This is a genomic window from Mongoliitalea lutea (genome assembly GCF_014652135.1).
Taxonomy (GTDB): Bacteria; Bacteroidota; Bacteroidia; order Cytophagales; family Cyclobacteriaceae; genus Mongoliitalea; species Mongoliitalea lutea.
Genome location: NZ_BMYF01000025.1, coordinates 23679 through 49608, shown reverse-complemented (window position 1 = coordinate 49608; position 25930 = coordinate 23679). Strand labels below are relative to the sequence as shown.

Sequence of the window (25930 nt, the reverse complement as noted above, 5' to 3'; positions counted from 1 at the left end):
TTTATTTTTTTGTCTCCCAAGTTAAGAATTTTTACCAATTCGCAACCGAAGCTGTGAAAATGTCCTGCAATATACTTTCAAATATTTCTTCTATTAGCACACTTTCCACCTGTAGAATGGAGGTTGTACGAGGGTCGTAATCTTTAAAAAAAGAGAAGCTTCGTTTGAAACTCTCTTCATCATCAATTGTGTTTTCATATACTACTTCAACAACGATAGTCAGACGCATTTGTCCAGCTCTGTCTGGTAAGTTAGGATCTGTGGTAGTCACAGTGGCTTGGGGTGTTATATTGTAGCGAGTTATAGCCCCAGAAAATTGTAAATCACCATTGTTTCTTACTAGCTCTAACCGAGTGTTTCGCTGGTAGAAATCTTTGAGAGACTCTGTAAACAACTGCTCCATATTGGCAGGACCACCTCCAGAATCATTGAAAAAGTTTTCCACAGAAAAGGTTTTTACCTTATCATAATCAATATTTACACCCGAAAAGCTATAGTTGATGGCGCAGGAAAACAGGGATAGAACTGCTAAGCCTGTTATTACTATTGTAGTCCAAAAGCGCTTATTCAATGTCATACTGCTTAATTTTTCTGTAAAGGGTACGTTCAGAAATTCCCAAGTCTTGCGCCGCATATTTACGCTTATTGTTATGCTTTTGTAGGGCTTTGATAATCATCTCCTTTTCTTTCTTTTCCAATGAAAGGGAATGATCATCTTCCTCGTGGATGATATCTTCTATAGTTTCGTCCTCATAATTTTCCAAATTTTCATTGGAATGCTGACTATCCAACACTAACGGAACACTCACGGGATTGTTGTTGCTGGCGCTTGGTGATTTTTCGAAACTAATAGGGGATTCCAAGTCTTCAAAAAGGTCCTGATGCTTATTGATGATCGTAGGATTCAAACTGCCTGATTGGAAGCTTTCCAAAACCAATTTCTTTAGCTCATTCATATCCCGCTTCATATCAAAAAGCACTTTGTAGAGCAGGTCGCGTTCGTTGAAATCACTTGATTCTCCCTTATTTCCGTTTGCGAAAATTGCTGGAAGTCTGCTTTGATTACTTGGAAGGTATCGTTCCAATGTTTCAGCACTCACCTCTCGGTCTTGTTCCAATAGGGAGATTTGTTCTGCAATATTTTTCAATTGACGGATATTTCCAGGGAAAGGAAAACGCATCAAAAGCTTTTTCGCATTCTCATCCAAGGAAATAGGACGTACATTGTATTTTTCTGAGAAATCTGAAGTGAATTTTCTAAACAAAAGCACCATATCTTCACCTCTTTCCCGTAAAGGCGGCACGAATATGGGCACAGTATTTAGACGATAGTATAAGTCCTCCCGGAATTCTCCTTTTTCTACTGCTTTGATTAGATTGACATTGGTAGCAGCGATGACTCGAACATTGGTTTTTAATACTTTGGAGCTACCTACTTTGATAAATTCCCCATTTTCCAATACCCGAAGCAATCGTGCCTGTGTGCCCAAAGGCATTTCTCCGATTTCATCTAAAAAGATACTTCCCCCATCGGTGACTTCAAAATATCCTTTACGGGCTTCATGAGCTCCTGTAAATGAGCCCTTTTCGTGCCCAAATAATTCAGAGTCTATTGTTCCTTCTGGAATAGCACCGCAGTTGATAGCGATAAACTTCCCATGTTTTCGCAAACTCAGGGAATGAATAATTTTGGAAAAAGACTCTTTTCCCGAACCACTTTCTCCAGTAATCAACACCGTCATATCGGTAGGTGCTGCCTGTATGGCTACAGATATTGCATGGTTGAGCAATGGACTATTGCCTATGATTCCAAATCGTTGTTTGACACTATGTATTTCAGCGGATGTAAACATGAATGATAGGATTAAGCGACTACTTCACCAAAGAGGGTGGCTGCTGAACAATCCTGAATCAATACATGCACATAATCTCCCTTTTTCAGCGAGCCGTCATTTGGAATAATGACTACCTTATTGGCAGAGTTTCTGCCTTTCAATTGTTCTTCTGAGCGCTTGGAAGTTCCTTCAATTAAGATTTCCTGCACCTTACCCAAATCCAATTTATTTCTTTCTAAGGATAAGTAGGCCTGCTTTTCGATGATTTCGGCGAGTCTTCGCTTTTTCACCTCCAAAGGAATATCATCTGCATATTTTTTTGCGGCCAATGTTCCTGGTCTTTCGGAATAGAAAAACATGTAGGAAAAATCATACTTTACAATATCCATCAAGGTCAAGGTATCTTGATGTTCTTCTTCTGTTTCTGTGCAGAAACCGGCTATCATATCGGATGAAATCCCACATTCTTCTCCCAAAATCTCACGAATCGCCCGCACTCTATCCAAGTACCATTCACGGTCATAGGTACGGTTCATCATTTCCAATACACGTGAGTTTCCACTCTGTACAGGTAGGTGAATATATTTGCAGATGTTGTCGTACTTTTTCATGGTGTACAACACTTCATCTGTAATATCCTTAGGGTGGGAGGTAGAGAAACGGATTCTTAGCAGTGGATTCACTTGTGCGACCATTTCCAATAAATGGGCAAAATTGATAACCGTAGAAACTTCCTCCTCTTTCTTATTCAATCGAGCCTTATTATTTTCTTCCGGAGACCATTTGTAGGAATCCACATTTTGGCCTAGCAAGGTCACTTCTCGGTATCCGTTTTCAAATAGTTCTTTTGCTTCTTGTACAATGGAATGAGGGTCCCGGCTACGTTCTCTTCCCCTTGTAAAAGGTACAACGCAGAATGAACACATATTATCACAACCTCTCATGATTGAGATAAATGCCGAAACGCCATTGGAATTCAGTCTTACTGGTGCGATATCCGCATAGGTTTCCTCTCTAGAAAGGAAGGTGTTGACACCTTTGTTACCTTCTTCAGCGGATGCAACCAAGTTAGGTAAGTCTCTGTAAGCATCCGGGCCTACTACGACATCCACAATTTTCTCTTCTTCCAAGAGTTTGTCCTTCAACCGCTCCGCCATACAGCCCAATACTCCTATAGTCAGTTCGGGCTTTTGTTTTTTGACTGCATTAAAGTTGCTTAGTCGTTTGCGTACAGTCTGTTCGGCTTTTTCTCGTATAGAGCAAGTATTTAAAAAAATCACATCTGCTTGCTCGTAGTCCGAAGTGGTGTCAAATCCATTGTCTTTCATGATGGAGGCCACGATTTCGGAATCCGAAAAATTCATCTGACAGCCATAAGATTCTATGTAAAGCTTTTTGGACTTACCGGTGTTTTCTTCGGTAGTGGTCTTAAAGTCACATGCTTGTGCTTCTTCTGGACTGATGATATCTATATCTCTGATAATATTTTCCATGAATACTGTATTTGAGCTTGCAAAATTAACAAAAATCGGACAAAATGACAGTCGATGGGATGAAATAAAATCAGTAAGAAGTATTGATCGAAATATCGTCTTTTTTACTGTCCAATAATTTGCCCTTCTCACACTTCAATACCCGATAAGGATATTTTCGGAGCAGGTCGTGATTGTGTGTTGCCATCAAAATGGCGGTGCCTTGTTGATTGATTTCGGTGAAAAGTTGGAAAATACCTTCTGCTACATCAGGATCCAAGTTACCGGTAGGTTCATCAGCTAGAAGAATCGAAGGTTTATTGATCAAAGCCCGTGCGATTACTACACGCTGCTGTTCTCCACCTGAAAGTTGATGAGGCATTTTGGTCGCTGCATCCGCTAGTCCTACGCGCATCAAGACTTCGATCATGCGGTCTTTCATGGCCTTCTTGTCCTTCCATCCTGTTGCCTTCATGACGAAGAATAGGTTGTCTGCAACCGTTCTGTCCGGGAATAATTGAAAATCCTGAAATACGATTCCAAGCTTTCGTCTCAAGTAGGGTACATCTTTTTTCTTGATGTTGGCAAGCTGGTAACCAACGATTTCTGCATTACCCATTTTGAGATTAAGGTCTGCATAAAGCGTTTTCAGTAAAGAACTTTTTCCGCTGCCCGTTCTTCCGATAAGGAATACAAATTCATCTTTCTCTATGGTGAAAGTAACATTTTGAAGAACTGCATCTAGTCCTTGAAAAATATGTGCATCCGTAACGTGTATGATGGGCTCAGAATTAAAAATCATATTACAAACTAAGTTTTTGGAGTTTTCCGAATGGAATTTCTTTTATCAAAGCTTCCAAAGCTTCTTCTTTACCTTCCAATCCAAATTTTTCAATATTTTTCATTGGTCGGTCAGCCCTAAAATAGGCGACAAGAACGAAATTTTCGTCTCTGATCTGTATGTAATCTGGAATTTTGGCTTTTCCTTTTACCTTGATAATGTACATAAATATTGGATTCCAGGGATAACAACTGGGAACATGAAAAACGTTCATGTTCCCGATTTTGTTTTATTTGCCGGCTGCTTTCGCATGATCTGCCAAGAACGTAGCAAGACCTGAATCTGTCAATGGATGTTTTAACAATCCAGTGATTACTTTCAATGGGCAAGTGGCTACATCAGCACCAATTTCTGCACATTTGATTAAGTGCATGGTGTGACGGATAGAAGCTGCCAACACCTGGGTGGCATAGCCGTAGTTTTGGTAGATCTGTACAATCTGATCGATTAGCTCTAAGCCATCATAAGAGATGTCGTCCAATCTTCCTACGAATGGAGAAACGTAGGTAGCACCTGCTTTGGCAGCTACTAATGCTTGGCCTGGGCCGAAGATAAGTGTACAATTGGTGCGGATACCTTCTGAATGAAACTTTTTGATAGCCTTCACTCCGTCTTTGATCATTGGGATCTTGACTACGATTTTGTCATCGATTTTAGCCAATTCCTTGCCTTCTCTGATCATGCCTTCAAAATCAGTAGCAATAACCTCAGCGCTAACATTGTCATCTACAATGTCACAAATTGCTTTGTAATGGGCTTTTACACGCTCATCTCCTGAGATGCCCTCTTTTGCCATCAATGAAGGGTTGGTTGTAACGCCATCCAATACCCCAAGGTCATATGCTTCCCTGATTTCGTCAAGGTTAGCCGTATCAATAAAGAATTTCATGAAAATTGATGTTAGATTAGTGAAGAGACAAATGTAATTGATTATTCTCAGTCAACCGTGGCTTTTTTAAAAATCACGCTTCTCGTTTGTAATATTTGTCACTAGTTAAAAGCAACAGAGAGCTGTATTTTTCAGGTATGAAAACACTAGGACTCATCGGAGGAACATCTTGGCATTCCACTATCGAATATTACCGGTTGATTCATGCGTATGCAGCTCAATTTTTAGATGTATCACAGAATCCCAATCTCTTGATATACAGTCAGAATATTCAATTGATGCGGGAGCAGAATATTCCCAAAATCAATAAAACCTATCTGGAGATCGCTCATAAGCTGGAATGTGCTGGTGCGGAGGCAATCCTTATCTGTGCCAATACCCCTCACATGGTCTATAAGTATGTGCAACCAAAAATCAATATTCCTATCTTACACATTGCCGAGGCTATTGGAAGAGAAGCAGCTACCCATGGGTTAAAACGCTTGGGATTATTGGCCAATAAACCGACATCCAAAGGGAGTTTTATTCCGGAATACTTGAGTGAAAAATTTGGGATTGAGACCATCATTCCTACTGAAGTTGTGATCGCCCAATCCCATCACTATATCTCTACAGAGTTGACTCAAGGAGTTTTTTCGGATGCATCCAAAGCGTTTTATCTGGAGCAAATTCAAGTATTGGCAAGTGCTGGAGCAGAAGGAGTGATTTTAGGGTGCACTGAGTTACCTCTATTGATTTCTCCAAAAGAAAGCCCCATTCGCTTGATTTCTACCACACAGTTGCACGCACAGATGGCTGTTGACTTTATTTTCGGGAAGCTTGAATTATAGCTCTTTTGATGATTAATGGGTGAAAAATGGCGTAGCTTCCGTGGATATCTTCTATTTTTGTCAAAAAAAAGGTTGTGGATATTAAAGAAGTTGTTGCTGTCCTAAAACAAAACGGAAGAGTTTCTGTACGGGAAGGAAATGGAAAAGTATTGGAGCTCATCAGTATGTCCTCTTGGAATGCTGCAAATGATGACGCCTCAGGTATCTTTTTGTTATTCGAAACATTTCAGATCAGAAGCATCGCTGAGCAGTTTTCTGAAGTGTCACTCGACATCGTAGAGTATGCCACTAAACCTACCATTTATCATACCTCCGCTAGCCGTCTGTTGAAAAATGGACCTCAACAAGAGGGGAATGTGAAATTTGCACTGATCAAAAGTGATGTTTGGAATCGCCTATTGTTTGCTTTTGGTCAGCCTTTGATCGTGCAGTTTATAAAGTCAGAGAAAGCAGATTTCCAGCAAAAAGAATTCTTCCCCTTACTCAGTCCTAATACAAAAGAAATGTTTTTAGGACCGGATGGTGATATAAAAATAATCCGTGCATGAATTATCAAGAAGCACTTCAGTCCCATGAGATCTTTGCAAGGGTAGGTGAGATAGCCGATAAAATGGGCTTAGAGACCTATGTGGTTGGTGGCTATGTGAGGGATTTTATCATGGGAAGACCTTGCAAGGATATTGATTTTGTCTGTGTTGGTTCAGGTATAGCTTTGGCGGAGCAAGTTGCTGCCAGTTATTCCCAACATGTGCCTTTATCAGTTTTTAAAAATTTTGGTACGGCCAATATCCGCTTGGATGATTATGAAATCGAATTTGTGGGTGCCCGTAGGGAGAGTTACCGTGCTGATTCCCGAAAACCTTTAGTGGAAGATGGTACTTTGGCCGAAGATCAGGAGCGGAGAGACTTTAGTATCAATGCTATGGCCATATCGGTCAATAAAAGTACTTATGGAGTGCTAATTGACCCATTTGATGGGGTGAAAGATATTCAAAGAAAGATTATTCGTACGCCTACGGATCCTATGATTACATTTTCGGATGATCCTTTGCGCATGATGCGTGCAGTGCGTTTTGCTGCGCAATTGAATTTTGATATTCACTCGGATACCTTTGATGCATTGATGCAGAGTGCTTCTAGGCTTCAGATTATTTCCGGTGAACGGATCATTGATGAATTGAATAAAATAATCATGACTCCCAAACCCTCATACGGGTTCAAATTGCTCTTTGCAGGAAAATTGCTGCATGAGTTTTTTCCTGAAATGGTGGAGTTACAAGGAGTGAATTCTGTTGGAGATAAGTCGCATAAGGATAATTTTTACCATACTCTTCAGGTTCTGGATAATATTTGTGAGTCAACGGACGACCTTTGGTTGCGTTGGGCTGCAATTATGCATGATATTGGAAAGCCGCCTACGAAGCGATTTAATGAAAAAGTAGGGTGGACTTTTCATGGACATGAGGACAAAGGAGCACGGATGACGCCAGGAATATTCAGACGCATGAAATTACCCATGGATGAGCGGATGAAATATGTGCAGAAGTTAGTCAAGCTTCATTTGCGTCCGATTGCATTGGTCTCTGATAAAGTGACTGATTCGGCTGTTCGTAGACTTTTGTTTGATGCTGGTGATGCCATAGATGATTTGATGAAATTGTGCCGGGCAGACGTAACTTCCAAAAACAATAACAAGGTTCAACGTATCCTTGCCAACTTTGACAAGGTCGAACAAAAGATTGTTGAAGTAGAGGAAAAAGATCAGGTCCGGAATTTTCAGCCACCTGTTTCGGGAGAAGAAATCATGGAAATTTTCAAGATTCCTCCGGGAAGGTTGGTAGGTGAATTGAAGGAAGAAATCAAAGAAGCCATTCTCGAAGGACAAATTAACAATAATAAAGTTGCTGCATTGGAACTATTGCATAAATTAGCTGCCCAAAAAGGAATCATTTAATACCAATCGAAACATATGAAGAAGTTACTTGTATCAGCTTTTGTGCTGTTACTCAGCAGTACGGTGTTGGTTGCTCAGGAGCAACAAGCAGATACCGAAACCAACCGTAAAAGAAATGAAACGGATCAGCGTATTTATCAAATGGCTCTGCGCTATAATGATTTACCCGTAGCAAGAATGAAATTATATGAGTTGATCGACCGAAATCCTACCAATTTACGCTTTCATGAGTTATTGGCTACTTTGTACTTTGATACGAATCAGTTTACTTCTGCAGCTGTTGTAGCGATGGATTTACTTGAGAAAAATGATAAAAATGTGACAGCTTTGGAAATAGCAGGTTATTCTTTGGAACAAATTGGTGCTATAGATCGTGCTATGCCATATTTTGAATCTCACTACCTTCTGACAGGTACTTTATTCTCTTTATATAAAACGGCCTACATGCAGTTTTCCTTAGATAGATATGAAGAAGCGCTTAATTCTGCTAATATGCTAATTCGCGATACAAAGTCATCAACGGAAATGTTGAATTTCACCAAAGCGGATGAGACTACACAGGAAGTAAGTGTTAAAGCAGCAGCCCTGAATTTGAAGGGGTTAGTTTACATGGCAGAAAAAAATGTAGAGGAAGCACAGGCTGCATTTATGCAAGCTTTGGAGTTGGCACCGGGTTTTGAGATGGCGCAATTAAACATGAGGGAATTACGAAATTCGAACAAATAACACGTTAAATAGTAATATTTAATTTATCTTTTCCCCAATAAAGTACGTTTGTTTTAATAAAGTCAGTTGATTGTTGCAGTCAACTGACTTTTTTGTTTTAAATTCCAAAAAAATCCCAAACATAAAATGAACGCACCAACAAACCGAAGGATTTTTCTGAAGTCTTTAGGACTATTAAGTCTTAGTGCTAGTGTTAGCCCTTTATTGCTTCAATCATGTAAGCCAGTAACTTCTTCTGTTCAATTGGAAGAAGTTTCCAAAAACCCGTTTTTCAAGATATCACTAGCCCAATGGTCATTGCATAAAATGCTATTTGCTGGAGATTTAGATAATTTAAATTTTGCAGGATTTACCAAAAAAGAATTAGGAATCGAGGCTGTAGAGTATGTAAATGCTTTTTTTAAAGATAAGGCTAAGGACCTGGCTTATCTTAATGAAATGAAAAAAAGGGCTCATGATGAAGGAGTCAAAAGCCTACTGATAATGGTTGATGGTGAAGGGTATTTGGGTGATGTGGACAAGGCATCTCGCAATGAAGCGGTGGAAAATCATAAGAAATGGGTGGAAGCTGCAAAGTTTTTGGATTGTCATTCCATTCGAGTCAATGCATTTGGAAGGGGGACGGCAGAGGAAGTCGCTTCAGCAGCTGTGGAAGGCTTAAGGGCTTTGGCTACTTTTGCGAAGCCATTTGATATCAACGTAATAGTCGAAAATCACGGAAGTTATTCCTCCAATGGGAAATGGTTGGCAGATGTTATTCAAGGGACTGGAATGGAAAATTGTGGAACCTTACCTGACTTTGGCAATTTCTGTATCCGTAGATCCAATGGTTCTGAATGGGGAGGTGAATGTGTAGAGGAATACGACCGATATTTAGGTGTAGAGGAAATGATGCCATTCGCCAAAGGAGTCAGTGCCAAAAGCTATGATTTTGATGAAAATGGCAATTGTGTAGAAACTGACTATGATCGAATGCTCAAAATTGTAAAGGATGCAGGATACACCGGGTACATAGGGATTGAATACGAAGGAAGTAAGCTTTCTGAAGTAGAAGGCATCAAAGCAACTCGGGATTTGATCACACGGGTCGGAGCTACATTCATTTAACAATTGTAAACCATGCGCTTGCTAATCAATTTATTAATCATTTCCTTTTTGGTAGTAGCCGGGATCAGCTATGGTACCATTTGGTGGGGGAGAGGCTTGCTGCATGATTCCGGTATTCCTGTTCAAAAATCTTTATTTGGAAATACCATTCCTCAAAAAGTACTCTTGTTTTTTGCACATCCGGATGATGAAATTGCTGTAGGAGGTACCTTGAATCTTTTAAAAGAAGAAGGTCACGAGTTATACATGGTTTATTTGACAAAGGGGGAAAATGGACCGACGGGAGACTTGGTTGCTCAGGAACAATTGGGAGAGGCGCGAAAAAAGGAAATGCAAAAAGTAGCTGAATTTTTAGGTGCTAAGTCCTTGGAGATTTTGGATTATCCGGATAGTGGTTTGAAACATCTTCCCATAGAATTATTTGAACGAGTAGCTCAAGAAATGGTAGAAAAATACCAGCCTGATTACGTAATTACCTACGACTCTACAGTTGGCTTGTATGGTCATCCAGATCACCGAATGGTTTCCAAAGGGATGGAAAATTATTATCGAACCAACATTGGAAAGGTTGATTTTCCAGTGAAACAATTATTTCAAGTGACACTTTCACCTAAACAAATCCAGGTTGCCCTGCAATTAGCTCCTGGATTTCAGCGAAATTACCCCAAAGAAGGAAATGGACTTCCGATGCCAGATTTTTCTATTCGGACCACTCCTTATTTTGGGGCATTGGAAGAAATGATGGAAATGCATGCTACACAGCAAGAAGTATTCAGGGATTTGTTACCATACAAAGACCAAGTGCCACGCTATGTTTATTCACGCATTTTTGACCGAGAGTACTTTTACAAAGTTAGAGTCTAATCTTTTTCAATCTTCTCGTAAGAAGCCAAGACACCACGAACCATGGCAGCAGAGAATCCTTGGTGTTCCATTTCATTGAGTCCTACGATGGTGCAACCTTTTGGAGTAGTTACTTTGTCAATAGCCTCTTCTGGATGCATATTTTTTTGGATCATTAATTCAGCGGCCCCTTTGACTGTCTGATTGACAATTTTAGATGCAGTTTTGGCATCAAAACCAATTTGTATGCCGCCTTGAATCATAGCCCTCATAAAACGTAAAACGTATGCAATACCACAAGCACCCAATACAGTGGCAGCTTCCATTAAGTTTTCATCAATGCTGATGCTGAAACCTATACTGTTGAAAAGGGATTGGATAAGTTGTTCGGAAGTTTGGTTGGTATTTCTGCCACAGATGCAAGTGACGGATTCCTGAATATCTGCCGCTATATTGGGCATGGCCCGGAAAGCAACAGTGCTTTTGTCAATCACTTGAAACATTTCATCCAAGGTGATACCTGTAGCAAGAGATACGATGATCTGCTTGTTAGGTTGAAGAACAGGATGTATTTCCTTAAGGATACCATTAATATTATAAGGCTTAACTCCTAAAATTACAATATCAGCCTCTTTAGCGGCCATGACGTTGTCACTATGTACATGCAAGCCAAATTCCTTTAAGTGAAGTATAGTAGAGGGATTTCTACGGGTAATATGTAGTTGATTGGGATCAAGAGATTCTTGAGCTAACAATCCATTGACGATAGAAAGCCCTAAATTCCCGCATCCGATGATGGCAATTATTTTACCTTCAAGCATGTGTTTAATAGGTTTGAAAATTAAACTTTGAAGATAACTAATTTTCTTTGATCCATAAGGAGGAATAGTAATTATTAAAGTATTGAATAATCTGTTCACTTTCGGGTAACTGAGTTTTTATTATGTATCATTTAACTATTTTGTCATAGCTGATTTTTTTCATAAAGCTGTTGATGTTGCCTTTTATATTTCAATGCATTTTTATGCATATAAAATTTTTGAACATGATTTTTTTGTAGGGAATTATATTGAGTTTTCTTATAATATTTAAAAAAAAAGTTAAGCATAAACTCAATTAAATGATTAGAAGAAATTTTAATTCTTCATTGATGGTATAGTTTTTGATTTTTGAAAGTATTTGAGATCTTAATGATTGATATGTAGAATAGAAGGGAGGGTATTTTATTATTTTCAAAACGACTTTGATTATAATTTTCTTCATATTTAACAAAATCATCAAGAAATGCAGCAAGAAGAGGTATATTTGACGCTACTCCTAAAGTAATTAAAAAGGAGTTGTAATATGATTTTTTTTGCACGTTCATAAAATTATCTGTATTAAATCCTATATTTGGATTTTTGAATTCAAACGACAGAATGCCAAAACTTATTCGTCTTACAACAGTACCCATTTCTCTTAAGCTACTTCTTTCTGGTCAAATGGGATTTATGAAAGAGCAAGGTTGGGAGGTTCTTATGGTAAGTGCCGAAGGAAAAGAAATATCTCAAATTGTTAAAAAGGAAGGCTGTAGACATGTCGTTGTTCCATTTACAAGAAGAATTACGCCTATCCATGATCTTTATTGCTTGTGGCTGCTATATAAGTTGTTTAAGAAAGAAAAGCCTGATATTATACATTCACATACACCCAAAGCAGGTCTTCTTGCGATGATTGCTGGAGTCCTAGCAGGTGTCAAAATCCGTATTCATACATTGGCTGGTTTGCCACACATGGCAGCAGGAAAAAATAGAAAGGCATTATTGGAAAAAGCAGAGCAGTGGACATATAAATGTGCCGTTGAGATTTGGCCTAATTCATTTTCATTACAAAAAATGATTGTTGACAATGGATGGGTAGCAGCGGAGAAAGTGAAGGTTATAGGAAAAGGTTCTTCGAATGGGATCGATTTAGGAAAATTTAATAGGAAATCTCTAGCCGAAAACCACTTGGTAGCAGCTACCATGAGAATGACTCCTTCCGAAAATGAATATATTATCTTGTCAGTAGGTCGGCTTGTCAAGGATAAAGGGATTGAGGAACTGGTAGAAGCTTTTCTACAATCAAAAATAGTTTCCTCATCAAAATTGGTATTATTGGGAGCCTTTGAGCAGGATTTAAATCCTCTTTCAGATGAAGTACTTCGAAAAATAATTGATCATCCTAAAATTATTCAATTAGATTGGACAGATCATGTAGCTCATTACATGGCACTTGCAGACTTATTTGTGCATGCATCTCACAGAGAGGGATTTCCAAATGTTTTATTGGAGGCAGCTGCCATGCAGGTTCCTATTTTGTGTTCAGATATTCCAGGAAATATTGACATTGTTAAAAACAAAAAAACCGGTTTGGTTTTTCCTCCTAAAGATGTAGATATTTTAAGGCAAGGATTAGAGTTTGCTTATGTGAAACGAGAGTTTATGCAGACTTTAGCGGATAGATTGTATTCCCAAGTTATAGAACTATACGATCGACCAAAAATTCAAGAGTTGTTTTTGAAAGAATATCAAAGATTGTTAGCCCAATACCTCCCTTCTCAATAATTCGATTGCTTAGCTGAATTTACGTCCAATTTGTGTTTATTTGTAAAAAAAATTATTACAGATAGTATATGAAATATTTAGTGACCGGTTCTGCCGGATTTATTGGGTTTCATGTTACCAATAAACTTTTAGAAAGAGGAGATATTGTTGTTGGTCTTGATATAATCAACGACTATTATGATGTCAATTTAAAATATGCAAGATTGGCATATGCGGGGATAGAAAAAGAAGAAATTTTAGCTAACAAAAGAGCTGTTTCAGTAACCAATCCAAATTATACATTTGTGCAGTTGGATTTGGCTGACAAAGAAGGTGTTTTTAAGCTTTTTTCCGATGAAAAGTTTGATGTTGTGATTAATCTTGCCGCTCAGGCTGGAGTTCGTTATTCAATAATTAATCCAGCTGCTTATGTGGAGTCCAATATTGTTGGTTTTACCAACATTTTGGAAGGTTGTAGGCATCATCAGATTAAACATTTGGTATATGCTTCATCAAGTTCGGTTTATGGCGCTAATGAAACTATGCCTTTTTCAACTTCCGATAATGTGGACCATCCTTTAAGTTTGTATGCGGCGTCTAAAAAAGCTAATGAATTGATGGCTCATACCTACAGTAATCTTTTTGACTTGCCAACCACGGGTTTAAGATTCTTTACTGTCTATGGCCCATGGGGGAGACCCGATATGGCTTTGTTTTTATTTATAGATGCTATCACCAAAGGAAATCCAATTGATGTTTTCAATCATGGTAAAATGAAGCGAGACTTCACTTATGTTGATGATATTGTAGAAGGAATTATTCGCGTAGCCGATAGACCAGCGAGAAAAAATGAATCTTGGACTGGTGCAGATCCTGATCCAGGAAGTTCTTATGCTCCATATAAAATTTATAATATTGGTAATTCAAATCCTGTAGAATTGATGGATTATATAGGTGCTTTAGAAAAAGCGCTAGGTAAGGTAGCAATTAAAAATATGTTGCCATTACAAGCGGGCGACGTACCTGCTACCTTTGCAGATGTATCGGATTTAATGCGTGATACTGGATACAAGCCCGAAACATCTGTAGAGATAGGTGTTGCTAAATTTGTACAGTGGTACAAAGAATTTTATGATGTAAATATCTAAGGTTATGGGAAAAAATATTTTGATTACCGGAGGAGCTGGATTTATAGGCTGTCATGTGGTACAGTTGTTTGTAAACAAGTATCCTGATTATAAAATTGTCAATCTTGATTGCCTGACTTACGCTGGTAACTTGGAAAATCTCAAATCTATAGAGGATTGCCCAAATTATGTATTTGAAAAAGTAGATATCTTGGATGAAGCCGAGCTTAAGCGGGTGTTTGAAGCGCATGCAATTACGGATGTCATTCATTTGGCAGCTGAATCTCATGTGGATAGATCAATTACAGATCCCTTGGCTTTTGTCAAAACCAATATCATTGGTACGGTAAATCTATTGAATACTGCAAAAGCGTATTGGAAAGATTATTCCGAGCATCTGTTTTATCATGTTTCCACGGATGAAGTATACGGATCTTTGGATCATGGTGGCTTCTTTTTGGAAACCACTCCATATGATCCTCAGTCACCTTACTCTGCTTCAAAAGCCTCTTCTGATCACTTTGTAAGGGCTTATGCCAATACTTACAAGTTAAAGACTGTTATCACCAATTGTTCGAATAATTATGGGCCCAATCAGTTTCCAGAGAAATTGATTCCTTTATGTATTCACAATATTCGAAATAACAAGCCCCTACCGGTGTATGGAAAGGGTGAAAATATCAGAGATTGGTTGTATGTAGTCGATCATGCCCGTGCTATTGATGTGGTTTTTCATCAGGGGAAAGCAGGAGAGACCTACAATATTGGAGGCTTCAATGAGTGGAAAAACATCGATATCGTCCGCTTATTGTGTCAGAAAATGGATGAAAAGTTAGGTAGAGCAGCGGGTACATCCGAACAATTAATCACTTTTGTAAAGGATCGTGCAGGCCATGATTTACGATATGCAATAGATGCCAGCAAGATTCAGTCTGAATTGGGCTGGGAACCTAGCTTGCAATTTGAAGAAGGGATCGAAAAAACAATCGATTGGTATCTGAGTAACGAGTCTTGGTTAGAGAATGTGACCTCAGGCAATTACCAGAAATATTACGAAGCTCATTACGGTGATCGTTCATAAAAAAAGAGACCTTTTCGGTCTCTTTTTTTATGGTCTTGGTTGCCAAATGGTTGGGTCTTTTCTCCATTCTACCAAAGAGGCTAGCGTTTCGTCATTGATATAGTCATTTGCCAAGGCTTGTGGTAACATAGAGGAATAATCACTCAAGCAGATCAAAGGAACCTTAGCTGCTGCAAAGTTCTCTTTAGCTACCTCAAATCCATATGTAAAGATTGCTACCATTCCTAATACCTCAAATCCCGAATTTCTTAGATCCTGAACAGCTTTAAGTGAAGAACCTCCGGTGGATACCAAATCTTCTACTACTACAACTTTCTGTCCGGGTGTAACTTTTCCCTCGATCATGTTCTCCATTCCATGTCCTTTAGGCTTTGATCTTACATATAAAAAAGGTAAGTCTAAAGCATCAGCAATCAATGCACCTTGAGGAATACCCGCAGTGGCAACACCGGCAATGCTTTCTGCACTTGGAAATCGCTCTTGAATGATGGAGTATAGGTGTTCTTTGATCAATTTGCGAATGGCTGGGTAGGAGAGAGACAGCCTGTTATCGCAGTAGATGGGAGATTTCCATCCGGATGCCCATGTGAAGGGTTTTTCTGGTTGAAGTCTTATGGCTTCTATTTCTAGGAGTTTGGAAGCTACTTCGGCAGCAATACTTTTGTTGAAAATTTCCATGAACCAAAATTAAGCGATAAATTTTTCTTAGGTATTGTGAGCAGATGATTTTTTTATGCATTTTTGGTTTTATCAATTCGAACCCAAGCGAACTTACTCTATGAAGATTTTTGTCAATGATAAGCCACTTGATCTAATCAGCCCTGCGGAGTTTCCGACAGATCGCACTTTTGAGTGTATTTTTGATGCACCTACAGAATTACCACAGGCCACTGATTTATCTGACGATGTACTGATTACCAATCCTTCCAAAGATTTTATCATCCGCCTTCTGTATATCCTTCGGACAAGAAAATTAAAAAACTTGGATTCAGTAACGATTGTATCCAATAATGTGGAGGAATTAAAAGAGTTTGTCAAAAGCAGGTTTACGGTCATCAAGGCAGCAGGAGGTGTGGTCACAAAGAAAGATAAAGTATTGTTCATTTTCCGCTTAGGGAAGTGGGATTTGCCGAAAGGGAAATTTGATAAAGGAGAAAGTCCGGAGGAATGTGCATTACGGGAAGTAGAAGAGGAGTGTGGCGTAAAAGTGAGGATTACACGAAAAATCTGTAAAACTTGGCATACGTATACGCATAACCGAAAGAGTATATTAAAGAAGACCTATTGGTACGAGATGGACTTGATTTCAGATGTGGGCCTTAAAGCACAAAAAGAGGAAGGAATCGAAGAAGTGCGTTGGTTGAATCATCAAGATGCTAAAACTGCCCTTGTCAATTCATACCCTTCCATGAGGTATTTGTATAAGAAGTTTTTGAAAGTTAATGCCTGATTACTCTTCCAAAGGATATGGAAGATATTCATTGACATTGATTCCAAACTTGTGTACTTCCCTTATGATCGTGGAGGTTATCGCAGAATATTGGGGTGAAGTAATCAAAAAAACTGTCTCTAAGCCATCTTTGAGTTTACGGTTCATTTGGGAAATGGTGTTTTCATACTCAAAATCTGTGGTGTTTCTCAATCCCCGAAGTAAAAAATCAGCTCCGGTTTTCTTGGCCAAACTTGATGTCAATTCGTTGTAAACCATCACTTTTACTCGAGGTTCGTCTGCATAGACAGACTCAATCTTTTGAACCATCAAATCAATATCGAAATAGCGATTCTTTTTTGCGGAATTATAGCCAATGCCAATGATAATTTCATCAAACATTTTGAGTCCTCGCACGACTATATCATGATGTCCATTGGTGTATGGATCAAAGGAACCTGGAAAGATGGCTATTTTTTTCATGGAATGGGTTAATTGAACAACCAAGATGCTTCAAATAAGCCTGTATGCTTAAAGTCTTCAGCGCCTAGATGGTAAATTTGGTTGCTAATGGGCTGTGAGCGTTTGATGTTTTTAAAATAGGCTTCTCCCCAAGCTTGAGGGAGTTTGTTAAACTCACTTTCAAAAATAGTCAATCGGAATAGCTTAGGGTCAAAATCTAATTTATTGGCAATGCCATAAATGTATTTCAAGATCATTTCCTCATTTGTAGCTTCAAAGCGATTAAAGACTACTAATTCCTGATTTTTGAAAGCTGCAAGGTACAAGAAATTAGTCTGTAAACTGACCCAAATCTCCTGACTAAGCATATTGAATTTTTCCTTGAGTGCTAAACTTAAGAAAGAGGCTGCTGCATGATGAAAATTAACTTCTTGTTTCCCCGCTGATAATTGGTCGACAATATCTTTCGGTAACTCCCCAAGCAATTGTAGGTTATTACTTTCTAGACTGGTATTGTACTGTACGAGGTCTTTTTCTGGAGTGTTACCAACGTATAATAAGGCCTTATTGAAATTTGGCTCATGAATGACCCCTGGTATTAAAGCAAGATTTTCTCCATGATAAAAAACATCAAGTGTAAGGTCTTTTGAAAAAACAGGGATTGAGGAAACTGCTTTTACGGCAGCTTGTAAGTTTTTTTTGATTTCCCATTGTACACCAAGAATTTGTTTGTTTTTATCTTTTAAAAACAAAATATACAGATGGTTAAACAAAACAAGCGATAAACTTGATACATCATGTGCATCAAATTTATCGCTCAAAGATTTACCCGAGGTATTTTGTATTATCGTATGCAAGCTTACTCCCAGTTACCTGAAGTAGAAGAATCTGTTCTCGAACCCACTCTTAATGCTTTTTCTTTATTATTAGCTCTCCTTTTTGGATTGATAGGGTCTGGATCTCTGATTTCAAATACACCGATTTCACGCTGAGATCGCTCAACTTTATCAGCAAAGAATTCAAACTCTTTACCTCCAGAACCCGGTACGATATTTACGTTTTCAATGTTGAAGTTAGGATATCTTCTTTCGTTGAAAAGGGAATCCATTACATTTACCGAACCTAAGGTATCAAAGAATACAGTAGTCTCTTCTTTACCATAAGCCAATAACTTGGTTTCTTCTCTTCTTTGTACCAACCAGATTTTTCCTTCTTCAATAAATTTTCTCAAATCTTCCCAATTTCCAGCATACTCTCCATTAGTTGCGATGTAAGCGATTTGAGCATCGCGAAGCATTTGAAGTTTTTCGATGATACGAGATTCAGTAGCTGCAATTCTTTTTTCTTCTTGCATTACATCATCTACACTTTTGTATAACATGAACCCTAGGCCTAATGCACCTAAGAGGAATACGATCGATAAAATTTTAGTTAGCGTCATTTGTTGGATTAATTTAATCTATTGAATAAGGTTGATGGTTTGATTTCGAGTTGCTATTTTATGGAATTATTTTCAAAATTAAAATATCCTTTCCACTTTAACACTTCATTCAGGTCATTTATTTCCCAAAATAAGCGGTGTTTGTCAGATTTTTTTATGAAACGTAATTTTTCGATGTCAAGATAAGCAATTTCCATGATTAGCTGCTTATCATTTTCCAATTCTGGATCCTTTCCAAGTTTTAAAGTCCCCCCAACTTCTTTGACCTCATAATAAAGTTCAACTGCATGTAGGGGTTTGTCCAAATATTCATACACACATAAGAAATCCCCAACGACTATTTCAAGCCCTGTTTCTTCTAAAAACTCCCTTTTTAAATTATCGATGGCATTAGATCCATATTTCATACCCCCTCCAGGTACATTCCAGAAATACCTTCCTTCAGCCATTCGGTGTTTGATAAGTAAAATCTGATTGTCTTTGATCAAAACTCCGTTGACCCTCGTACGTAGCCTGTTGCCAAATTTCTCCACAATTTCCGTTTCCAATTCTCTCATAAATGCATAGCTTCGTATCAATGAATTCACAAGATAGGGCATCTACTCCGCTTCCTTCCATCATGCTGAGGAAAAATTTTCCATTTGAACCCACCGGGGGACAGGTGCGTTTTTTTTCCAAAATGGATGCATTCCTTGAAACACGGGAGATGCCTATTCAAGCCTTTGTATTGCGGGGATTTGCAGGTACTGGCAAGACTTCGGTGATTTCTAGTTTAGTAAAAGTATTACCCCGATTCAAAAAGAAATGCATGTTGCTCGCTCCTACGGGCAGAGCCGCAAAAGTAATGTCCAATTATTCTGGTCGTGTAGCATTTACAATTCATAAAATCATCTATAAACCCAAAGGTGAAGCTGGAGATTTGGGTCAGGGATTTGAATTGCAAAAAAACTATAGTCAGGACACGGTTTTTATCGTAGATGAGTCTTCCATGTTAGCAGACGAGGTGAGTTTTGGTCGTAGCTTATTGGCAGATTTGATAAAATTTGTTTTTCAGGTCCCGAGCAACCTATTGATTTTTGTTGGAGATACTGCCCAGTTACCACCGGTAGGCTCTTTGCTCAGTCCTGCATTAGATCCATCGTATTTACAGCGGTATTTTCGATTGAAAGTGGAGTCCTTAGAGATGACGGAGGTTATGCGTCAGCAACTGGATTCGGGTATTCTCTTCAATGCAACTGCACTTCGAAATCAACTTAAGCAGGAGCATGCGCAAATACACTTCGTTACCAAAGGTTTCAATGATTTCTTTAAAATGACTGGAGAGCGACTAGAGGATGGCTTACGCTATGCCTATGATAAGTATGGTAAAGAAAACACGACCATAATTACCCGGTCCAATAAATCAGCTGTGCAGTATAATCAATATATCCGCAGAGTGATTCATTTTTATGAAGATGAGATTGCTGCAGGGGATTTGCTGATGGTGGTCAAAAATAACTACACGTATATGGCCAATTCCGAGCGGGTGAACTTTATTGCCAATGGGGATTTTGTAGAAATTGTGAAAATCCGCTCCTTCGAAGAGTTGTATGGCTTGAGATTTGCTACGTTAGAATTGAGATTGATAGATTATCCGGATGAACCCTTCTTTGAAGCAAAGGTGATATTGGATACGCTTTACAGTCCTTTTGCATCCATGAGCGTAGATCAGTACAGAAGTTTGTATCAGCAAGTGGCGGAAGACTATGCTGATGTTGTTAATAAGGCCGAGCGAATGGAATTGATTAAAAAAGATCCTTACCTTTCGGCTTTACAGGTTAAATTTGCGTACGCACTGACATGTCATAAATCGCAGGGAGGTCAATGGGATGCGGTTTTCGTTGATCAGGGATATTTGACAGATGAAAATATTAATGAAGAGTTTATACGTTGGTTGTATACGGCACTGACGAGGGCAAAAAAAGAAGTGTTTTTGGTGAATTTTCACCCAAAATTTTATGAAATTAGCAATCAATAATTCAAAACAACTATAATAAGCATGAAAAAGTATGTTCTATTAATGGTCATGTTCATTGCAGTGTTTGCAGTGCAGGCACAAAGTGATTCAAAGGGTGCTGTAATGACTTTCAAAGAAAAATCAATTGACTTTGGAGATATTACGCAAGGTGATAAGGTGGAGCATGTGTTTGTATTCGAAAACACTGGAGATACACCATTGGTCATTTCAAACGTGGCTGTAACCTGTGGCTGTACAGCACCAAGTTGGCCAAGACAGCCAGTTGCTCCTGGTGCTACCGCTGAATTGAAAGTTGTATTTAATTCTGCAGGGAAAATGGGTAAGCAAAACTCTGTAGTACGGATTTATTCAAATGCTTCAGAACCAATTGAAAGAGTTTCTTTGATCTCTAATGTCAAGCCAAAAGCTTAAGATTAAGTATAAAGACGAATCAAAAAGCCCTGGGACATTGACTGTTTTAGGGCTTTTTTTTTAAAATTCCATGTAGTTTAGAATCAATTGGCTGAGCTTTTTTGCCCAACTTTTGTAGACAAGACCACTCGGATGTAGCTTGTCTGCGACCACCATTTCATCTAACCCTCCAATGGAGCGGTATTCCTCTGTGATATCAATGTAAAAAACACCCAATTCAGCTGCTACAGCTTTTTTGGTTGCATTGAATTGATCGATTGCACCTGCATTTTCTTCCAAATCCCTTCCTGAATCTTTCCCAAAAGGCGTGACTCCCCAATCCGGGATGGATAAAAGAGCAACTCTTTTTGGATTACCTTGAGCGAAGGTTATGGCTTGCTTGATCATCGACGTTAATTCTTCCCGATAATTGTCCACACTTCTTCGGCGGTACTGATTGTTAACGCCAATTAGTAAGGTTACCAAGTCATAGGTGTTGCCAGCGATATTCGCATCTTCTATTCCTTGGGCTAATTCATCGGTGGTCCAGCCTGTTTTTGCGATGATTTGGGATAATTCTATATCAAGGCTCTGAGCTTGTAACATCGCCACTGCTTGATTGGGATACCGCTCTTCCTCAACTACTCCCTCTCCAATGGTATAACTATCTCCCAATGCTAGGTATTTGATAGGATTCTTAGCTGAGGTTTCTGTGGGGTTTGGCTGATTCATAGGTTGGTCAAGAAAAGCTATAGCTATAAAACTTAGTATAATTGATTTAATCATGGTTTTTGGAAAATGGAATGTGTCAATTGAAAGGTGCCCGTATCGGCATTCATCTCCACAGTAGCTCCGTGAGGAACAATAAACTGTTTGGGAATATGTCCAATCATAGCTCCTTTGTATGCAGGGATTTTTAGAGGTACAATGTAATCTTCCCAAATATCATCTAAGGTGAGTGAACCAAACCCGCCACTCGGATTACAATCAGTGCATTGACCAAAAATGAAGCCTTTGATTTTAGAAAGCGTTCCGTTGAGTTTTAAGGTGCTTATCATTCGGTCAATCTTATACGGATCTTCTCCAATGTCTTCAATAAATAAAATTGCATTGGTGAAATCTGGATAAAAAGGAGTACCTGATAGAGCAGCTAGTACAGTTAGATTCCCTCCAAGGATGGTCCCGGTGGCTTTACCGGGAAAAATGGTGCTGACTCTGTTGTTTTTAATGATTAAATCATCCCCTTTAACCTGTTCATTTTCAAATGTGTGAAGCGATTGATTGATAAAAATACTTTCAAACTGTTTAACATTGAAATTATTCCAAGAACCTGTACCATTTGGACCATGAAAGGAAACCAAACCAGCTTGGGTGTATAAGGCAGCATGCAGAGCGGTAATATCCGAGTAACCTAGGAGTGGTTTTGGATTTTTTTGGATCATAGGATAATCCAAAAGGGGTAAAATACGTGCGGCTCCAGAACCACCACGGATACAGACGATGGCATCAATAGACGGATTGGCAAACATTTCGTTGAGGTCATCGGCTCGTTCTTGATCAGTTCCTGCCAAGTGTCCTCTTCTGTTCATGAGATGTTGACCCAAAATTACTTGATATCCCAAAGCCTCAAACGTTTCTTTGGCAAATTGAAACTGCATACGATCAGCTGTTGCAGCTGATGGGCTTACGATACCGACGGTTCCACCCTTAGGAAGGGCTTTTGGTAAACGAATCGATAGGTTCTTGGAATTAGGTAATGAAGCGGATAACATTGGAAGACTGAGAACGCCTAAGCCAAGTGATTTGATAAAACTTCTTTTGTGCATACGTAGCTTGCTTTAACCGTATTCCAAAAGTAAAAAATCCCAGCCAATCAGGCCGGGATTTCTATTTTATATTTTCACGAAAAGCTTGTCTTTGGATCTTCGTACCTTTTTAGCATCTACCAAGTGGTCGGCGCTCTCATCTCTGTACCCTAAGGCCAAGAGGGAAGAAGCTCCCATTCCTTTTTCAGCTAATCCTAAGATTTGGTCAACCTCAGCAGGATTGAATCCCTCCATCGGTGTGCTGTCCACCTTTTCTTCAGCAGCCGCTACTAGGGCAGTTCCCAAGGCGATATAGGCTTGCTTGGATGCCCAATTGAAGATTTCAGTTTCTGTTTGCTTGGAGAAGTGCTCCTTCAAGAAGTTCGCATACTGATCTAAAGCACCTTTTTCCATGCCTCTTTCCTCGTAGACCAAGTCGAAGTAGGTATCAATCTGTTCAGCAGTAATATTTTTCCAAGCAGCAAATACCAAAAGATGAGAGCCTTCCACCACCTGTGGCTGCTTTACCGCAGTAGCATGTAGTTTCTCACGCATTTCTTTGTCTTCGATCACCAATACGGTAAAGGGTTGCAATCCATTAGATGTAGCTGTTAGACGGATAGCCTCTAAGATATTTTCCAATTTTTCAGCAGGAACTTGCTTTCCGTTCATTCTTTTGGCTGCATAGCGCCAATTTAAACTATTTATCGTCGTGTTCATTTCGTTGGTTTGTTAACTTATGTATATACATGTAATTTTGGTAAAAAGTTCAGATGGGAGGATATTTTGTTGATATTGATAGCTATTGGATATTAATTGATATTGTGGTATGGAGAGATTTTGGGTGGTGGATAGAGGAAATAAGTTGAAATAAATTGAAATAAGGTGGAATTAAATTTTTATGATATTGGTAGATATTGGATTGAAATAGATATTTCGGAATGGAGTGAGTTTGGGTGGTAGTGAATTGAAATAAGGTAGAAATAAGTTGAAATAATTGGAGATAGAGAGGAGGCTGAGGGGCTGTTTTTATTTCTACCTTATTTGGACGCAGGCTTTTTTCACATCAAGTATTGACCTTCCATTCCGACTGTTCATTGTCCAGGATTTCTTTGCCCCAGATGGGGAGTTCTTTTTTGATGCGTTCGACGAGTTCTTCGCAGGCATCGATGGCAGCTTTGCGGTGTTTGGAAGAGGTAAATACGAAGAGACAGATTTCACCTGTCTTCACTTCGCCCAAACTATGATAGATGTGCATGCAGGTAAGGGGATATTTCGCAAATACCGCTTCCCGGATTTCAAAAGCCTGTTGCAATGCCATATCCTCATAAGCGGTGTATTCAATAGCTCTTACATGCCCACCTTCTTTTTCATCGGCTCTTACTTGGCCTAAGAAAATACTATGTCCCCCAATAGCTGTGTTGCTGCTATGGTTGGCGATGGATTTGGCTATTTTTTCAGGAGCAATTGCTCCTTCTACAAAGATGTTTTTGGGTGTTCTGGTTTTTTCCATGGGTGTTTTTGGTTTTTTCTCGCAGACCTGCCTGTCGGCAAGACAGGGTCGCAAAGGAGTAGTAATATGGTGGAAATAAATTGAAATAAGATGGAAATAATGAGGGATATGAAGAGATATTTACCGAAGGTGATATTTTTTGATGTTGGTTTTCAGTAGAAAGATTAATTATTAATTAGCTGTAATTTCCTTATGATATCACGAAGTTAATATCTATCAATATCTACACATATCTACCCTAACTATTTCAACTTTATTTCAAGCAGTCTATTTCATCTTTATTTCCTGAAGTATTCCACAATACCTCCTCTGATCGATTGTATCATTTTATCTGGATAGTGTTTTTTTAGCATGTTCACGGCTTTTAAGCTTCGGGTTCCTGATTGGCAAAATAGAAAGATTTGCTGGTATGGCTCTAATTGATGAGAAGTATTTCCCAGTTCATCTAACGGTATTTGCACATGATTGAGTTCGTCAAATTCCGGTTGTTCCCCATATGCTCTTACATCTACGAGTATACTTGGATAGTCTCTTTTTGTTATTTCAATTACGGATTCCCAGTCTGTTTGGATATCCAAACCGCAGAAGTGCTCATAATCCATTTGAAGCAGCTCTTGGGGGCTTTTGGGCCTTAGGCTTTCTGAATCAGGATTTTTTGAAAGTTGAATTTGATAAGACCCATGATTGAGCAAGTTGTAGAAAAGCATTTTATCTTCCAATGTTTCCCCAAATCCACTGAGAAATTTGATTGCCTCAGCAGCCATCATAGTCCCGATCATTCCAGGGAGTACGCCGAGTACACCGGTTTCGTTGCAATTGGGGACTTCAAAGGCAGCTGGTGGAGTAGGGTAGAGGTCTCTATACTGGATCGAGTCGATACCTTTTGCATTGAAAATTGCTACTTGTCCTTCATTTTGGTAAATGGCCCCAAATACCAAGGGCTTCCCTGTAATCATACAGGCATCATTCACAAGGTACCGGCTAGGGAAATTGTCTGAGCCATCGACGATCAAGTCATAGGCTGAGATGAGTTCTAAAATGTTTTCTTTGTTCAAGAAGAAAGGATAGGCATCAACAGTGATCTCAGCGTATTTTTCTTGGATAATAGATGCTGCTGTTTCAGCTTTACCAAGTCCAATATGCTCTTGCCCAAAAAGTACTTGCCTGTTGAGGTTGGAAACAGAAACCACGTCCCCATCTACGATGCCAATTTTTCCAATACCAGCAGCACTCAGGTACAGCAATGCAGGGCAACCCAAACCTCCAGCACCTATGATTAGTACAGAGGAATCCCGTAATTTTTGTTGGGAAGTAGTCCCGAAGCCTGGAAGGATATATTGACGCTCAAATCTATCCATGGTTTATCCTCCGGAAAACGGTGGTAGCAAAGCGACTTCTGCTCCTAAAGCAATAGGAGCATTTCCGTTAACTTGTTTTTTATTGACTGCGATGCTGAATTTATGGTTTTTCAGGGCAGGGTATTGTTGGTGTAAATAGCCCAGTAAGATTTCGGTAGTTGGGAAGTCATCCACTTCTAGTTGTGGCTTTCCAATGATTTCAGCTATTTTTCCGAAGGCTAATATTTTCATAATTAAAGTTACAAT

30 protein-coding genes are annotated in these 25930 nt (G+C 39.0%); 12 read left to right on the top strand and 18 right to left on the bottom strand.

The annotated features are described in order from the left end of the window. Positions 1 to 31 precede the first annotated feature (31 nt). From IE080_RS17090 to fsa, 6 genes are all read right to left on the bottom strand, one after another. Entirely contained in the window at positions 32 to 577 is a 546-nt protein-coding gene (locus tag IE080_RS17090) for an LptE family protein (protein ID WP_189585595.1), read from the bottom strand. Then, entirely contained in the window at positions 564 to 1853 is a 1290-nt protein-coding gene (locus tag IE080_RS17085; RefSeq protein ID WP_189585592.1) for a sigma-54 interaction domain-containing protein, read from the bottom strand. Before IE080_RS17085 ends, IE080_RS17090 begins: the two co-directional genes overlap by 14 nt. 11 nt (positions 1854 to 1864) lie before the next feature. Then, on the bottom strand, positions 1865 to 3328 hold the full coding sequence (gene miaB / locus IE080_RS17080) for a tRNA (N6-isopentenyl adenosine(37)-C2)-methylthiotransferase MiaB (protein WP_189585589.1): 1464 nt from the start codon (positions 3326 to 3328) through the stop codon (positions 1865 to 1867). 70 nt (positions 3329 to 3398) lie between these two features. After that, positions 3399 to 4109 (bottom strand): cell division ATP-binding protein FtsE, encoded by a 711-nt coding sequence (locus tag IE080_RS17075; protein ID WP_189585587.1) that lies wholly within the window; start codon positions 4107 to 4109, stop codon positions 3399 to 3401. 1 nt (position 4110) lies between these two features. Next, positions 4111 to 4314 carry a fructose-6-phosphate aldolase gene (locus IE080_RS17070; protein ID WP_189585583.1) on the bottom strand — a complete coding sequence of 68 codons (204 nt, stop codon included), beginning with the start codon at positions 4312 to 4314 and terminating at the stop codon, positions 4111 to 4113. Between the two features lie 63 nt (positions 4315 to 4377). Continuing rightward, positions 4378 to 5037 (bottom strand): fructose-6-phosphate aldolase, encoded by a 660-nt coding sequence (gene fsa, locus IE080_RS17065; RefSeq protein ID WP_189585580.1) that lies wholly within the window; start codon positions 5035 to 5037, stop codon positions 4378 to 4380. Between the two features lie 137 nt (positions 5038 to 5174). Between fsa and IE080_RS17060 the strand changes: the two genes are divergently transcribed. From IE080_RS17060 to IE080_RS17035, 6 genes are all read left to right on the top strand, one after another. Continuing rightward, on the top strand, positions 5175 to 5867 hold the full coding sequence (locus IE080_RS17060; RefSeq protein ID WP_189585577.1) for an aspartate/glutamate racemase family protein: 693 nt from the start codon (positions 5175 to 5177) through the stop codon (positions 5865 to 5867). 74 nt (positions 5868 to 5941) lie between these two features. Further along, positions 5942 to 6415 (top strand): hypothetical protein, encoded by a 474-nt coding sequence (locus IE080_RS17055; protein ID WP_189585574.1) that lies wholly within the window; start codon positions 5942 to 5944, stop codon positions 6413 to 6415. After that, a complete protein-coding gene (locus IE080_RS17050; protein WP_189585534.1) occupies positions 6412 to 7821 on the top strand; it encodes a CCA tRNA nucleotidyltransferase in 1410 nt (469 codons plus the stop codon). Before IE080_RS17055 ends, IE080_RS17050 begins: the two co-directional genes overlap by 4 nt. A 15-nt stretch (positions 7822 to 7836) precedes the next feature. Further along, positions 7837 to 8547 carry a tetratricopeptide repeat protein gene (locus IE080_RS17045; RefSeq protein ID WP_189585531.1) on the top strand — a complete coding sequence of 237 codons (711 nt, stop codon included), beginning with the start codon at positions 7837 to 7839 and terminating at the stop codon, positions 8545 to 8547. A gap of 126 nt (positions 8548 to 8673) precedes the next feature. Continuing rightward, positions 8674 to 9654, top strand: coding sequence for a sugar phosphate isomerase/epimerase family protein (locus tag IE080_RS17040; protein ID WP_189585528.1), 981 nt, complete (start codon positions 8674 to 8676; stop codon positions 9652 to 9654). Positions 9655 to 9666: 12 nt separating this feature from the next. Next, positions 9667 to 10518, top strand: coding sequence for a PIG-L deacetylase family protein (locus IE080_RS17035; protein WP_189585525.1), 852 nt, complete (start codon positions 9667 to 9669; stop codon positions 10516 to 10518). Here IE080_RS17035 and proC read toward each other — a convergent pair. Then, positions 10515 to 11318, bottom strand: a complete 804-nt coding sequence (proC, locus tag IE080_RS17030) for a pyrroline-5-carboxylate reductase (protein ID WP_189585522.1) — start codon at positions 11316 to 11318, stop codon at positions 10515 to 10517. The genes IE080_RS17035 and proC overlap by 4 nt on opposite strands. A 597-nt stretch (positions 11319 to 11915) precedes the next feature. Between proC and IE080_RS17025 the strand changes: the two genes are divergently transcribed. The 3 genes from IE080_RS17025 (at position 11916) to rfbB (ending at position 15269) form a co-directional block, all read left to right on the top strand. After that, a complete protein-coding gene (locus tag IE080_RS17025) occupies positions 11916 to 13082 on the top strand; it encodes a glycosyltransferase family 4 protein (RefSeq protein ID WP_189585519.1) in 1167 nt (388 codons plus the stop codon). A gap of 68 nt (positions 13083 to 13150) precedes the next feature. Further along, positions 13151 to 14209 (top strand): NAD-dependent epimerase, encoded by a 1059-nt coding sequence (locus IE080_RS17020; RefSeq protein WP_189585516.1) that lies wholly within the window; start codon positions 13151 to 13153, stop codon positions 14207 to 14209. A gap of 4 nt (positions 14210 to 14213) precedes the next feature. Next, entirely contained in the window at positions 14214 to 15269 is a 1056-nt protein-coding gene (rfbB, locus tag IE080_RS17015; RefSeq protein WP_189585513.1) for a dTDP-glucose 4,6-dehydratase, read from the top strand. A 27-nt stretch (positions 15270 to 15296) separates the two neighbouring features. Here the strand turns inward: rfbB and pyrE are convergent, their stop codons facing one another. Further along, a complete protein-coding gene (gene pyrE, locus IE080_RS17010; protein ID WP_189585510.1) occupies positions 15297 to 15947 on the bottom strand; it encodes an orotate phosphoribosyltransferase in 651 nt (216 codons plus the stop codon). A 100-nt stretch (positions 15948 to 16047) separates the two neighbouring features. Here pyrE and IE080_RS17005 point away from each other — a divergent pair, with 100 nt between their 5' ends. Then, positions 16048 to 16719 (top strand): NUDIX hydrolase, encoded by a 672-nt coding sequence (locus IE080_RS17005; RefSeq protein ID WP_189585507.1) that lies wholly within the window; start codon positions 16048 to 16050, stop codon positions 16717 to 16719. On the opposite strand, the gene coaD is transcribed toward IE080_RS17005, so the two are convergent. From coaD to IE080_RS16985, 4 genes are read right to left on the bottom strand one after another with little or no spacing between them, the layout of a single operon-like run. Then, complete coding sequence (coaD, locus tag IE080_RS17000; protein WP_189585504.1) at positions 16720 to 17181, bottom strand: pantetheine-phosphate adenylyltransferase; 462 nt, start codon at positions 17179 to 17181, stop codon at positions 16720 to 16722. It abuts the gene before it with no gap. Between the two features lie 8 nt (positions 17182 to 17189). Then, complete coding sequence (locus IE080_RS16995) at positions 17190 to 17981, bottom strand: DUF3822 family protein (protein ID WP_189585501.1); 792 nt, start codon at positions 17979 to 17981, stop codon at positions 17190 to 17192. 38 nt (positions 17982 to 18019) lie between these two features. Further along, positions 18020 to 18601: a hypothetical protein gene (locus IE080_RS16990; RefSeq protein WP_189585498.1), complete on the bottom strand. Its 582-nt coding sequence runs from the start codon at positions 18599 to 18601 to the stop codon at positions 18020 to 18022. Positions 18602 to 18654: 53 nt separating this feature from the next. Then, on the bottom strand, positions 18655 to 19158 hold the full coding sequence (locus tag IE080_RS16985) for an NUDIX domain-containing protein (protein WP_189585496.1): 504 nt from the start codon (positions 19156 to 19158) through the stop codon (positions 18655 to 18657). Between the two features lie 20 nt (positions 19159 to 19178). On the opposite strand from IE080_RS16985, the gene IE080_RS16980 reads away from it, so the two are divergent. After that, positions 19179 to 20618, top strand: coding sequence for an ATP-dependent DNA helicase (locus tag IE080_RS16980; RefSeq protein WP_189585493.1), 1440 nt, complete (start codon positions 19179 to 19181; stop codon positions 20616 to 20618). A 21-nt stretch (positions 20619 to 20639) separates the two neighbouring features. Next, positions 20640 to 21029 (top strand): DUF1573 domain-containing protein, encoded by a 390-nt coding sequence (locus IE080_RS16975; RefSeq protein ID WP_189585490.1) that lies wholly within the window; start codon positions 20640 to 20642, stop codon positions 21027 to 21029. A gap of 60 nt (positions 21030 to 21089) precedes the next feature. On the opposite strand, the gene IE080_RS16970 is transcribed toward IE080_RS16975, so the two are convergent. The 6 genes from IE080_RS16970 to IE080_RS16945 form a co-directional block, all read right to left on the bottom strand. Continuing rightward, positions 21090 to 21794: an SGNH/GDSL hydrolase family protein gene (locus IE080_RS16970; protein WP_189585487.1), complete on the bottom strand. Its 705-nt coding sequence runs from the start codon at positions 21792 to 21794 to the stop codon at positions 21090 to 21092. Next, positions 21791 to 22834, bottom strand: coding sequence for a S66 peptidase family protein (locus IE080_RS16965; protein WP_189585484.1), 1044 nt, complete (start codon positions 22832 to 22834; stop codon positions 21791 to 21793). The genes IE080_RS16970 and IE080_RS16965 overlap by 4 nt, the downstream gene beginning before the upstream one ends. Before the next feature lie 66 nt (positions 22835 to 22900). Beyond that, positions 22901 to 23533 carry an NAD(P)H-dependent oxidoreductase gene (locus tag IE080_RS16960; protein WP_189585480.1) on the bottom strand — a complete coding sequence of 211 codons (633 nt, stop codon included), beginning with the start codon at positions 23531 to 23533 and terminating at the stop codon, positions 22901 to 22903. 346 nt (positions 23534 to 23879) lie between these two features. Then, a complete protein-coding gene (locus IE080_RS16955; RefSeq protein WP_189585477.1) occupies positions 23880 to 24326 on the bottom strand; it encodes a molybdenum cofactor biosynthesis protein MoaE in 447 nt (148 codons plus the stop codon). Between the two features lie 278 nt (positions 24327 to 24604). After that, positions 24605 to 25684, bottom strand: coding sequence for a HesA/MoeB/ThiF family protein (locus IE080_RS16950; protein WP_189585473.1), 1080 nt, complete (start codon positions 25682 to 25684; stop codon positions 24605 to 24607). A gap of 3 nt (positions 25685 to 25687) precedes the next feature. Beyond that, positions 25688 to 25915 (bottom strand): MoaD/ThiS family protein, encoded by a 228-nt coding sequence (locus tag IE080_RS16945; protein ID WP_189585470.1) that lies wholly within the window; start codon positions 25913 to 25915, stop codon positions 25688 to 25690. Positions 25916 to 25930 lie beyond the last annotated feature (15 nt).